12 protein-coding genes are annotated in these 12,477 nt (G+C 25.4%); all 12 read left to right on the top strand.

From position 1 onward, the window contains the following. Positions 1-188 precede the first annotated feature (188 nt). A complete protein-coding gene (locus AC4FQV_RS06290; RefSeq protein WP_491139601.1) occupies positions 189-1,211 on the top strand; it encodes an FUSC family protein in 1,023 nt (340 codons plus the stop codon). Positions 1,212-1,575: 364 nt separating this feature from the next. Continuing rightward, on the top strand, positions 1,576-1,992 hold the full coding sequence (locus AC4FQV_RS06285) for a hypothetical protein (protein ID WP_491165096.1): 417 nt from the start codon (positions 1,576-1,578) through the stop codon (positions 1,990-1,992). Between the two features lie 310 nt (positions 1,993-2,302). Next, positions 2,303-2,998, top strand: a complete 696-nt coding sequence (locus tag AC4FQV_RS06280; RefSeq protein ID WP_491165093.1) for a YveK family protein — start codon at positions 2,303-2,305, stop codon at positions 2,996-2,998. Between the two features lie 14 nt (positions 2,999-3,012). Beyond that, positions 3,013-3,666 carry a CpsD/CapB family tyrosine-protein kinase gene (locus AC4FQV_RS06275; protein ID WP_491165090.1) on the top strand — a complete coding sequence of 218 codons (654 nt, stop codon included), beginning with the start codon at positions 3,013-3,015 and terminating at the stop codon, positions 3,664-3,666. A 43-nt stretch (positions 3,667-3,709) separates the two neighbouring features. Beyond that, the gene (locus AC4FQV_RS06270; RefSeq protein WP_491165086.1) at positions 3,710-5,617 is read left to right on the top strand and encodes a polysaccharide biosynthesis protein; all 1,908 of its coding nucleotides are present in this window, start codon (positions 3,710-3,712) and stop codon (positions 5,615-5,617) included. 70 nt (positions 5,618-5,687) lie between these two features. Continuing rightward, on the top strand, positions 5,688-6,794 hold the full coding sequence (locus tag AC4FQV_RS06265; protein WP_491165184.1) for a DegT/DnrJ/EryC1/StrS family aminotransferase: 1,107 nt from the start codon (positions 5,688-5,690) through the stop codon (positions 6,792-6,794). A 13-nt stretch (positions 6,795-6,807) separates the two neighbouring features. Then, the gene (locus AC4FQV_RS06260; RefSeq protein WP_491165083.1) at positions 6,808-7,422 is read left to right on the top strand and encodes a sugar transferase; all 615 of its coding nucleotides are present in this window, start codon (positions 6,808-6,810) and stop codon (positions 7,420-7,422) included. A gap of 41 nt (positions 7,423-7,463) precedes the next feature. Then, a complete protein-coding gene (locus tag AC4FQV_RS06255; RefSeq protein ID WP_491165080.1) occupies positions 7,464-8,114 on the top strand; it encodes an acetyltransferase in 651 nt (216 codons plus the stop codon). Between the two features lie 58 nt (positions 8,115-8,172). Further along, positions 8,173-9,351: a type III PLP-dependent enzyme domain-containing protein gene (locus tag AC4FQV_RS06250; RefSeq protein WP_491165078.1), complete on the top strand. Its 1,179-nt coding sequence runs from the start codon at positions 8,173-8,175 to the stop codon at positions 9,349-9,351. A gap of 22 nt (positions 9,352-9,373) precedes the next feature. Continuing rightward, entirely contained in the window at positions 9,374-10,339 is a 966-nt protein-coding gene (locus AC4FQV_RS06245; protein WP_491165076.1) for an ATP-grasp domain-containing protein, read from the top strand. After that, a complete protein-coding gene (locus AC4FQV_RS06240; RefSeq protein WP_491165073.1) occupies positions 10,339-11,448 on the top strand; it encodes a glycosyltransferase family 4 protein in 1,110 nt (369 codons plus the stop codon). Before AC4FQV_RS06245 ends, AC4FQV_RS06240 begins: the two co-directional genes overlap by 1 nt. Positions 11,449-11,483: 35 nt before the next feature. After that, a complete protein-coding gene (locus tag AC4FQV_RS06235; protein WP_491165071.1) occupies positions 11,484-12,476 on the top strand; it encodes a glycosyltransferase in 993 nt (330 codons plus the stop codon). Position 12,477 lies beyond the last annotated feature (1 nt).

Below are 12,477 nucleotides of genomic sequence, written 5' to 3'. Positions count from 1 at the left end.
AGTAAAAAGTATTAATATGTGTAAAAAAACTAGAATATATTAATAAATTAAAGAAATAGAGTTCAAAGTAATAATTAAAGGCTTTGAACTCTTCTTTTTTGTTTAAAAAGATAATTTAACTAAGCTTTGTAAATATGATATAATGCTTGTCAGAAGAAAATAACTACAGGGAAAAGAGGAGGATGAGGATGAAAGAAAGCATAAAAAAGAATTTAACACCCAAAGTTCTTATAAGTAACTTGATACTAATAATAGTAATAATTGCATTTGTATCTTTATTTGGAGCTGTTTTTGGAAGTGAAAACACTTTAATTGGAGTTTGTGCTATTACAGCAATGCTTATGTTTGTTAGTGTTCACTTGTGTTTAAAATTACATGAGGCAATAATAACAACTATATTAGCTTTTGTGCTTATGGGAGTTACAAGCCAAGTGTCTACAATAAATCCTTTTTTAGGACTAGTTGTAAACTTCGTAAGTTTATTTGTAATAGCTTATTTAGTTACTAATCGTATGGAAACAAAAGTTTATTTGCCATTTATCTTATGTTATATATTTATAGAAGGAACTCCTGTAAATTGGAGTCTGTTTCCAAAAAGATTAATAGCTTTATTAGCTGCAGGAGTATTAATTTCAATTGTTTATTATTTTACACATAGAAAGAAAGATGATTCAGAACATCTTAGCATAAGTGAAATGATAAAAAATATGAAAACAAATTCTCTTCAGTTTAACTTCTCTTTGAGAATGGCTTTATCTGTTTCTTTAGCTATGTTTATTGGTAGCTTATTAGATTTTGAAAAATCTATGTGGATAAGTATGACAGCTATGTCAATAACTCAACCATACTTTGATGATACAAAAGTTAGAGTTAAAGAAAGATTTTTTGGTACAATTATAGGAGCAGCCATTTTCTTAGTATTATTTGTTTACATAGTACCAGAACAATTTAGTACAGTAATTTTACTAGTATTAAGTTATATTTATACTTTTGTTAAAGAGTACAAAGTAAAGATAATTTTTGTAACATTAAACTCTTTAGGATCAGCTATGATTTTATTCAGTCCTGGGGTTTCAATTCCTATGAGAATAGCATTTATAGTAATGGGTATTGGAATAGCTCTAATAGTAAATAAAGTAATATACGGAAGACTTAAATTAGAGCCAACAAACACTAATATGGATAGAAGTATAGACAAAGTTAAAAAGTAAATTAGATATTAGAATAAAAAACCATTACTTAATTTCTATGATTTTAAGTGATGGTTTTATTTTAGTAAAGAAAATATAAATATAATGTGGCTAAATTTAATATATTTTTTTGTAAAAATATTTGTGAAATATAAAATAAATTATTAACAATATTATATATGAATAAATTTTGAGTTAAAAATCTAATAAAATTAAAAATAAAATTTAAAAAAATGTTTTAATATAAATATAATTATTATAATTTGTTGAAATATGTAAAATTGTTTGTATTTACCTATATATATTTTTTTTGATAACATAAATTATATGATAAATTTTATTATGCAAAAATAAATATTATTATATAGTTTATGGAGGGGATTACATGGATTTAAATAAAGGTAAAATAAAGATTGGGAGCAAAGTTATAGATAAGAAATGTAATAAGTTTCTTTTAAAAAGATTTTTAAAGAAAAATTTTAATTTTTCTTTTTTAGATTTTAATAATAAAAGTAAAATTGAAATTTTAGATCCAGTTAAAATTGATGATTTAGTTAATTTTAATGTAGATATAGAATTTTTAGGTAATGAGATAAAAGAAGTATCTCTTAGAAGTTTAGAGGACTTTAATAGAAAAGATGAAGTTTTGTATGATAAGTGGATAAAACAAAATTTTGAAGAAGAAATTTCTAGTGATAATTGGTTAAAAAGGGATTTTAAATGGGGAAGTTTAAATATAAAAATTTTAAGAGATAAAGAAAATTTATTGAAATTTTTAACCATAAAAATTATTTATAAGTAAGTGTTAACAAAAAAGTTAACAATGCAATGTTTTGTAGAATATTACATTGTTAACTTTTTAAATGATAATAATTAATAAAATTATACAATTAAAAATAAAATATATTGAAAAAAAAGTAAATAATTTAGATGGGATTTTTAATTATATTAATTTAAAATAAAATTCAATAAATAGTATTATTTAAATAAAATTTATGTCTTTATAAATTGGTTAAAATAGTTTATTATATTTTAATGAGGGTTTTGTTAATAAAAGTAACAGAATGTAAATAATATAATAAAAATAAATAATTACATATAAGGGAGGACTCATGGAAGAAAATAATATAAGCTTACAAGAAATTTTTTATTCGTTAAAAAAAAGGTGGAAATTAATTCTTTTGATTACTATAGGAGTTACATTAGTTTCTACAATATTAAGTTTTTTTGTGATAAAACCAAAATATGAAGCCACTACAAAGCTTTTTATAGGAAAACAAGAAAGTGATAAAGATAATTCTAATTATAATAATAGTGATGTAATGATGTATCAGCAACTTATGAAAACTTATGCAGAAATTGCTAAAACTTCAGATTTAGTAACTAACGCACTTAATAATGCTCATATAAACTATGATGAAAATTATATTAGATTTATTTTAAAAAACATAACAGTTAATCCTGGTATTGACACGCAAATTTTAGCTTTAAGCTTAAAAGGAGAAGATCCAGATAAAGTTTTAAAAGTTATCAATGCTATAACAGAAGAATTTATTTCAGAAGCAAAAGAACTTATTCCAAATGGTAATGTACAAGTTATACAGAAAGCACAATTACCAGAGAAACCTGTTAGTCCAAATAAAAAGTTAAATATAATTATTGGATTCATTTTAGGATTAATGATAGGTGTAGCGTTGTCAATTTTATTAGAATATTTAGATAATACTTTTAAATCAAGAGATGATTTAGAAAAAACTTTAGGATTACCTATTATAGGTACAATTCCAGATTATGATAGTTTTAACTAGTGGAGGAGATAAAAATGATATTATTAGAAAATAATCCAAAATCTATAGCAGCAGAAAGTTATAGAACTTTAAGAACAAACATACAGTATTCTTCTTTTGATAATCCTGTTAAATCTATTGTGGTAACTAGTTCAGAACCAGGAGAAGGAAAATCTACAACTAGTATAAATTTAGCTTTATCTTTTGCACAAGATAACAAAAAAACTATTATTATTGATTGTGATTTAAGAAAACCAATTATACATAAAGAATTTGGGATTAGCAATTCAAAAGGGTTGACAGAATTTTTGCTTGGTAAAGAAGATTTCTCTAGTGTAGTTTATAAACATAAATCTGGATTGCATGTATTACCTTCAGGATTAATTCCACCTAATCCTGCAGAAATGTTAGCTTCAAGAGCTATGGAACATTTATTAGGTCAATTGGAGGAAAGATATGATTACATAATTTTAGATACTCCACCAGTTAATGCTGTTGCTGATTCTAAAATACTTTCAACAAAAGTTGATGGAACAATTATTGTTGTTAAATATGGTTATACAAAAAAAGACATTGTAATAGAAGCAGTAAAAGGATTAAAGGCAGTTAATGCTAATATAATAGGTACAGTATTTAATGGAGAAGAAAGTCAAAGGGGAAAATATTATTATTATTATAAAAAAGAATAATAAATTTATTATTTTATAATTATTAAGTTAGGAGGTAAATACAGTGTCAAAATCAAGTTTAATAAAGGGGATTTTATTAGCTGTTTTTGATGTGATTTTTATTAATATTGCTTATATTTTTAGCATGTTAGTAAGATTTGCATTTAATGCACCTGTACTAGGAGATATACCTAAGGAACAGTGGGCAGTTTATTTTAAATGGATGCCACTTATAGTAGCTATATATATTATCTTGTTTGCCTTTTTTAGAATGTATAAAAGCTTATGGAGTGTTGCTGGCTTAGATGAAGTTATGAGAGGAGTAGCTGCTTGTGTTTTAGGATGTTTTATAAACATTGTTATTATGTTTTTCTTAAACCCTAGAATTCCTATGATGGTAACTATATCTGCTGGTATATTAACTATGGTATTAACTATAGGATTTAGACTTTCTTTTAGAATGTATAGAAGAGTTGTAATGTATGGTACTTTAAGAGGCGTAGAAGTTCAAAAGAATGTTTTAATTGTAGGTGCCGGTTCCTGTGGAAGATTAGTTATAAATGAAATGAAAAGAGAAACTGGAGCAGGATTTAAGCCTATAGGCGTTATAGATGATGATATAAGTAAGCTAGGTACATATATAAATGGCGTTAAAGTTTTAGGTACTAGAGAAGATATAAAACATATTGTTGAAAATCAAAAAGTAGATTTGATTTTAATAGCTATAGCATCTATTACTACTGAAGAAAAGAAAAAAATTATAGAAGCATGTCATGATACAAAGGTTAAGGTTAAAATAATGCCTGGAGTTTATGAAATGATAGGTGGCAAAGTTAATTTAACTAAGATGAGAGATGTTGATTTAAAGGATCTTTTAGGAAGAGAAGAAATTAATCTTAGTAAAGATGAAATAGCTAAATATATAAGAAATAAAAGAGTTTTAGTAACTGGTGGAGGTGGTTCAATTGGTTCAGAACTTTGTAGACAAATAGCTAAATTTTCTCCAAAGGAGCTTATGATTCTAGATATTTATGAAAATAATGCTTATGATTTGGAGATGGAATTAAATAGAACCCATCCAGAACTTAAGAAACAAGTTATAATATCATCAGTTAGAGATAAACAAAAATTAGATTCTATTTTTAATGATTTCAGACCTGAGGTAGTTTTCCATGCAGCAGCACATAAGCATGTTCCTTTAATGGAGACAAGCCCTGGAGAAGCTATTAAAAATAATGTTGGTGGAACATTAAATACTGTAGAGTGTGCAGATAAATATGGAGTTGAGAAGTTTGTATTGATTTCAACAGATAAAGCTGTAAATCCAACTAATGTAATGGGAGCAACTAAGAGAATGTGTGAAATGATAATACAAGCTATAAACAAAGAAAGTAAAACAGACTTTGTTGCCGTTAGATTTGGAAATGTTCTTGGAAGTAATGGTTCAGTAATTCCTTTATTTAAAAAACAAATAGCTGAAGGTGGGCCAGTTACTTTAACAAATAAATATATAACAAGATATTTTATGCTTATTCCTGAAGCAACTCAATTAGTTCTTCAAGCTGGTGCTTATGCCGAAGGTGGAGAAATATTTGTTTTAGATATGGGTAAACCAGTTAAAATATATGATTTAGCAAAAAATTTAATAAAGCTTTCTGGATATGAACCTTTTGAAGATATAGATATAAAGGTAATTGGCTTAAGACCAGGAGAAAAATTATATGAAGAACTTCTTATGGATGAAGAAGGATTAACTGAAACTAAGCATGAAAAAATATTTATAGGCAAGCCAGGAGATTTTGACTTTAAACATATAAAAGCTGAAATAACTGAACTTTTATATGTAAGTTCTTTTGGAACACCTGAAGAAATAAGAGATAAAATAGAAGAATTTGTTCCAACTTATAATAGGTTAGATAAAAAAGAAAAAGTAGATTCTTCTAAATTAGAAGCTGCTACTACTACTTTATAAATAATAATATAGATATGGAGTGATAAATGTGTCAGAAGAGAATAAGAGAGTTTATTTAGCATCTCCTCATATGGGAGGATTAGAAGAAGTATTTGTTAAAGAGGCTTTTGATACAAATTGGATAGCACCTTTAGGGGCAAATGTTAATGGTTTTGAAAAAGAAGTTTCAGAATATGTAGGAGTTAAAAGTGGAGCTGCTTTATCCTCTGGAACAGCAGCTATACATATGGCTTTGAAAGCTTTAGGAATTAAAAGAGGGGATAAAGTTTTTTGTTCAAGCTTAACTTTTGCAGCAAGTTGTAATCCTATAATTTATGAAGGTGGAGTTCCTATATTTATAGATTCTGAGCCAGAGAGTTGGAATATGTCTCCCGTTGCATTAGAAAAAGCATTTAAAGATTGTGAAAAAAATGGAGAAATGCCTAAGGCTGTTATTGTTGTAAATCTTTATGGACAAAGTGCAGATATGGATAAAATTATGGAAATTTGTAATAAATATAAAGTTCCAATAATAGAAGATGCTGCTGAATCTTTAGGTGCAATTTATAAGGGGAAACATAGTGGAACCTTTGGAGAATATGGTATTTATTCCTTTAATGGTAATAAGATAATTACTACATCAGGTGGAGGAATGTTAGTATCTAATAACGAAGAAGGTATAAATAAGGTAAGATTTTGGAGTACTCAAGCTAGAGATAATGCTAGACATTACGAGCATACAGAGCTTGGTTACAATTATAGAATGAGTAATATAGTTGCTGGAATTGGAAGAGGACAACTTAGAGTTTTAAAAGAAAGAATTGCTAAGAAAAAGGAGATTTTTGAAATTTATAAGGAGGCATTTAAAGAAATAGAAGACATAGAAATGATGCCTATATGTGAATACGGTGAGCCTAATTACTGGTTAACAACAATTACAATAAAGGAAAATTCAAAAGTTAAGCCTTTAGATATAATCTTAGCTTTAGAAAAAGAAAATATAGAATCAAGACCAATATGGAAGCCAATGCATATGCAACCTTATTATAAAGAATATAAATTTTATTCACATAACAATGATGGTGAGATAAGCGTAGCAGAAGATATATTTAATAGAGGGTTATGTTTACCTTCTGACACTAAAATGACTAAAGAAGAGCAAGATAGAGTTATAAAAATAATAAAAGAGTTGTTTTAAAGGAGACTTTTGAATGAATAAACACATTCAATATTTTATAAAAAGAGCTTTTGATATTATTGCATCTTTAGGTGGATTAATTGTACTTTCACCAGTCATATTAGTAGTTGCAATATTAGTAAGAATTAATTTAGGCTCTCCTATTTTGTTTACTCAAGATAGAGTTGGAAAAAATAATAAGATATTTAAAATGATGAAATTTAGAACTATGAAAGATGCTACAGATAAAAATGGTGATTTGCTTCCAGATAGCGAAAGATTAACTAAATTTGGTAGGATATTAAGAAGTACAAGCTTAGATGAACTTCCAGAGCTTATAAATGTTTTAAAAGGAGATATGAGTCTAATTGGGCCAAGACCTTTATTAGTTGAATATCTTCCTTTATATAGTAAAAGGCAAATAAAAAGACATGATGTTTTACCAGGACTTACTGGATGGGCTCAAATCAATGGTAGAAATTCAATAAGTTGGGGAGAAAAATTTGAGTTAGATGTTTATTATGTAGAAAATTGGAACTTAAAATTAGATGCGAAAATATTCTTTTTAACTTTTTACAAGATATTTAAAAGAGATGGAATAAATAAAGAAGGACAAGTAACTACTGAAAATTTTAATGGGGAAAATTAGCTGTTTTTATATTACATAAATTTATAAAGGATGTATATATTATGAAAGATTTAATAATTATAGGTGCAGGTGGAGTTGGAAGAGAAGTTTCTTTTTTAGTAGAGGAAGTTAATAAAGTTAGAAAAAAATGGAATATTGTTGGGTTTATAGATGATAATAAAGATTTATTTGGTAAAAAGATAAATAATTATGATATTTTAGGCGGTTTAGATTTTTTAAAAACTTTAAAAAGAAAAAAATCTAAACCATATATTGTAATAGCAGTAGCTAATCCAAATATAAAAAAATATATTTTAGAAAAAATAAACAATAAATTTAAATTTGCAAATATAATTCATCCTAGTGTAACTTTGCATAATACAGTTAAAATAGGAGAAGGATGTATTATATATCCGATGGTTATTATGACAACTAATATTACTATAGGAAATCATGTTATTATAAGTCCAAAATGTGGTATAGGACATGATTCAGTAATTGAAGATTATGTAACTCTTCTTTGGAATGTTAATATTTCAGGAAATGATGTTATTAAAAGCAAAGTTTTAATTGGTTCTGGAGCAACTATAGTACAAGGGAAAGTATTAGGTGAAAATTCAATAATTGGTGCAGGTGCAGTTGTAATTAATGATATAAAAGATTTTACAGTTAATGTAGGTATTCCTGCTAATGAGATAAAAAAATTAATTTAATAGTTTCAGTAAAATAATATAAATTTATTGTAATTATTTAAATAAAAGGAGAAGTTTTATGTATGATAGTTTAAATATGCCTTGTTTTATTATAAACGAAAAAGAATTAAAGGTTAATATTGAAGGATTGAATAATGCATTGAAAAAATATTGGGATAATTATATTATTGGATATTCTTGTAAAACTAATTCACTTCCTTGGGTATTAAATTTTATGAAGGAAAATAACTGTTATTTAGAAGTTGTATCAAGTTACGAATATAAATTGGCAAAACAAGTTGGTTGTAAAGATGAAAATATAATTTTTAATGGTCCTAATAAAGGAAAAGAAATGTTTTTTAGAGCTTTAGAAAGAGGAGCCATTGTGAATATAGATTCAAAAAGAGAAATAGAATGGTTAGAGAAAGCTAAATTTAATTATGAAGTAAAAGTTGGAATAAGAGTTAATTTTGATTTAGAAAGTAAATGTCCAGGAGAAACTTCTTTCGGTAAAGAGGGAAGTAGATTTGGATTTAGTTATGAAAATAAAGATTTAAAAGAATCTATAGAGAAGTTAAATAATATTAAAAATGTAAAAGTAGTTGGAATACATATACATAATACAGCTAAAACTAGAAGTCTGAAAATTTATAGGGAAATTTCTAATATGGCATGTAAAATTAGAAAATATTTTGATTATGATTTAGACTATGTTGATATTGGAGGTGGTTTTTTTGGAGGAGTTCCAGGAAAACCTACCTATGATGAATATATAAAATCAATATCAGAAGTTCTTTGTTCATCATATAATTCTAAAAAAACTAAACTAATAATTGAACCAGGTTCAGCATTAATAGCATCTCCTATAAGTTTTGTTAGTGAAGTTGTAGATGTAAAAGATACCTTTGCTAAAAGAATAGTAACTGTAAATACAAGTAGAAATACTATTGATCCATTTTTTGTTAAGAGCAGATATTTTTTTAGAGATAATTGTAAAAGTAATAATATAATTAAGGAACAAATAATTTGTGGATATACATGTTTAGATAATGATAGATTAATGAAATTAGAAAATTATAATGAATTTAAAGTTGGAGATAAAATTATATTTGATAAGGTAGGTGCTTATTCTATGTGTCTAGCTCCTATGTTTATAGAACCTTTTTCAAGGGTATATGTTGATTTAGGAGATAATAAATATGAGTTAGTTAGAGAAGAATGGGATGTAGAAGAATATATGCAAAAATCAAAATGTTAGAAAATGATTAAGAGGTGATAGCATGATAAATGTATTATTTTCTAGTGTTGGAAGACGGGTTGAATTAGTGGAAGCATTTAGAGAAGCAAAAGAAGAATTAAATTTAGAGGGAACTTTAATTGGAGCTGATATGGATGAACTAGCTCCAGCATTAAAGTTTGTTGATAAATCATATATAGTCCCAAGAATAAAGAGTAGCAATTTTATAGATAGCATAATAGATATATGTAAAAAAGAGAAAATATCTTTAATAGTTCCAACTTTGGATACTGAACTTTTAGTATATGCAAAAAATAAAGAACGTATAGAAAAAGAAGCAGGTGCTAAAGTTATGGTTTCTAATGAAGAAACTATAGAAATAATAAGAAATAAGATTAAAACCTATGAATTTTTGAAAAATAAAGGGTTTAAAGTTCCTAAATTAGTTACAAATGAAGATATAAATTTAAATAATTATAATTTACCTTTATTTATAAAACCTTTAGATGGAAGCTCAAGTATTAATAATTTTAAAATTGATAATGAGAAAGAATTGGAATTTTTTTCAAGTTATGTCCCTAATCCGATGATACAAGAATTTTCAGAAGGACAAGAGTATTGTGTGGATGTTTTTACAGATTTTGATGGAAATGTTTTAAGTGTATCTCCAAAAGTAAGGTTAGCACATAGAGGTGGAGAAATTACTAAAGGGAAGATTGTAATAGATAAAGATATAATAAATTTAGCAAAAGAGTTATGTAATACTTTAAAATTTTCAGGAGAAATTAATTTTGATTGTATAAAAGCAAAAGATGGTATAAATATAATTGAAATTAATGGAAGATTTGCTGGGGGCTCTCCAATGAGTTTTAAAGCTGGTGCAAATTCTCCTAAGAAGTTATATAAATTACTTAGAGGCGAAAATTTAGAATATAGTGAAGATATTAAGGATGGATTTATAGGTTTAAGGTTTGATAGTTGTGTTTATATAGAACATGAGGTGAGATAATGAAAATTTTATATGTAACTGCACTTATAGAAACAATAAATGCCTTTTTAGTTCCACATATAGAAATGTTATTAGAAAAAGGTAATATTGTAGAATGTGCTTGTAATATAAATACAGATATTGATAAAAGATTAATAGATAAAAATGTGAAAATACATAATATTGATTTTAGTAGAAATCCACTAGAAATAAATTATAAAAGAATAATTAATGAATTAAGATTATTACAAGAGAAAAATAGTTATGATATTGTTCATGTGCATACTCCTATAGCTGCTTTTTTAACTAGATTTGCATTAAAAGATTCTAAATGTAAAATTATTTATACTGCACATGGCTTTCATTTTTATGAAGGTGCTCCATTAGTTAATTGGCTTGTATATTATAATTTAGAAAAAATAGCGGCTAAATGGACAGATGTTATAGTGACAATAAACAAAGAAGATTTTAATTTAGCAAAAAAATTAAAATTAAAAGATAATGGTAAAGTTGAATTTATGAGTGGAGTAGGGATAGAGAGAAAAAATTTAGCTCCTTTAAATAAAGATGAAGTTATTAAGTATAGAGAGAGTTTAGGATTAGCAAAAGATGATTTTGTTATTTTAATCCTTGCTGATATAAATAAAAATAAAAATCATATTCAAGTAATAGAAGCAATGAAAATTTTAGCCCCTAAATATCCTAATATAAAGATTCTATGTGCTGGTAAAGGAGAATTACTAGATAAGTTAATAACCTTAGTTAAAGATTATAATATTGAAAATAATGTTAAATTTATTGGGTATCGTAAAGATGTTTATGAATTAATTCAATGTAGTGATTGTATTGGTCTATTTTCTAAAAGAGAAGGATTAGGAAAGTGTTTATTAGAAGGTATGGTCATGAATAAGCCGTTAATAGCAACTAATACTAGAGGACCAAGGGAATTAATTGATAATGGTAAAAATGGATATCTAGTAAATATAGGAGATTATGAGGTAACTGCCAATTTAATAGAAAAATTATATTTAAATAGGAAAGATTTAAATAAGTTTGGAGAATATTCAAAATTGAAAGTTGAAAAATATTATTTAGATAATGTATTAAATCAAATAGAAAGATTTTATTAAATTATTTTAATTTAAAATAAATAAGGAGGTATTAAGTGTCAAATATTTTAGTTAGTGTTATTATGTCAGTTTATAATGGAGAAAAATACTTAAGTGAGGCTATTGAAAGTATTTTAAATCAAACATATAAAGAGATAGAATTTATTATAATTGATGATGGATCTATAGATAATAGTAAAAGAATAATAGAAAGTTATTTAAATGATAAAAGAGTAAAATTTTTTGAAAATAAAGTAAATAAAGGACTAATATATTCACTAAATAAAGGAATAAAAAATTCTAATGGTAAATATATAGTAAGAATGGATTGCGATGATATATCTTACTTAAATAGAATTGAAAAACAAGTTGAATATATGGAAAAAAATGAAGATATTGTAATGTCTGGTTGTAATGTTGAATTTATATTTGAAGGAATTCCGTTTGTTAAAAAAAGAATATTTTGTGAAAATAACTATGAGAAAATAAAAATAAAGACTATGTTTGAATCTACTTTTGTTCATCCAAGTGTTATAATAAGAAAAAAATATTTATTAGATAATAATTTGTTTTATAAAGACGAATATAAAAATGCTGAAGATTATGGGTTATGGACAGATATAGTACCTTATGAAAAGGTTAGTAACTTAAAAGAAGTTTTACTTAAATATAGGGTTATAGGATCAAGTATAACCAGGAAATCTAATAGAGATATGAATTCTAGAAGAAATGTATTTAAAAAGATATATAAAAATTATTTTACAAATTTAAAAATAGAATTTTCTGAAGATGAACTAGATAAGCATTTTGATATATCAATGATTCAAAATTTAAATGAAAGTAAATATTCTTATGATGAATTGATTAATTATTTAAATAATTTATATTTTAAGTGTATTGAAGTTTTAGATGAAGTTTATATGAGAGAAGTTTTAGAAGAAAAAACTTTCAAACTGAATTTTTATATGAAAAAAAGAAGTGGTTTTGAATTTTCAAGTAGATTTTGGTTAGAAAACATAAAATTTTTTATTAAAAAAGTTTATAGGTGAA

The sequence above is a fragment of the Clostridium sp. TJA038 genome (assembly GCF_058310255.1).
This window is presented reverse-complemented; position numbering and strand designations above follow the sequence as displayed.

Bases quoted from the DNA above. Each gene is read 5' to 3' on its own strand.
- AC4FQV_RS06285 (WP_491165096.1), top strand. From the start codon at position 1,576: ATGGATTTAAATAAAGGTAAAATAAAGATTGGGAGCAAAGTTATAGAT.
- AC4FQV_RS06290 (WP_491139601.1), top strand. From the start codon at position 189: ATGAAAGAAAGCATAAAAAAGAATTTAACACCCAAAGTTCTTATAAGT.
- AC4FQV_RS06250 (WP_491165078.1), top strand. From the start codon at position 8,173: ATGTATGATAGTTTAAATATGCCTTGTTTTATTATAAACGAAAAAGAA.
- AC4FQV_RS06280 (WP_491165093.1), top strand. From the start codon at position 2,303: ATGGAAGAAAATAATATAAGCTTACAAGAAATTTTTTATTCGTTAAAA.
- AC4FQV_RS06255 (WP_491165080.1), top strand. From the start codon at position 7,464: ATGAAAGATTTAATAATTATAGGTGCAGGTGGAGTTGGAAGAGAAGTT.
- AC4FQV_RS06260 (WP_491165083.1), top strand. From the start codon at position 6,808: ATGAATAAACACATTCAATATTTTATAAAAAGAGCTTTTGATATTATT.
- AC4FQV_RS06240 (WP_491165073.1), top strand. From the start codon at position 10,339: ATGAAAATTTTATATGTAACTGCACTTATAGAAACAATAAATGCCTTT.
- AC4FQV_RS06245 (WP_491165076.1), top strand. From the start codon at position 9,374: ATGATAAATGTATTATTTTCTAGTGTTGGAAGACGGGTTGAATTAGTG.
- AC4FQV_RS06275 (WP_491165090.1), top strand. From the start codon at position 3,013: ATGATATTATTAGAAAATAATCCAAAATCTATAGCAGCAGAAAGTTAT.
- AC4FQV_RS06265 (WP_491165184.1), top strand. From the start codon at position 5,688: ATGGGAGGATTAGAAGAAGTATTTGTTAAAGAGGCTTTTGATACAAAT.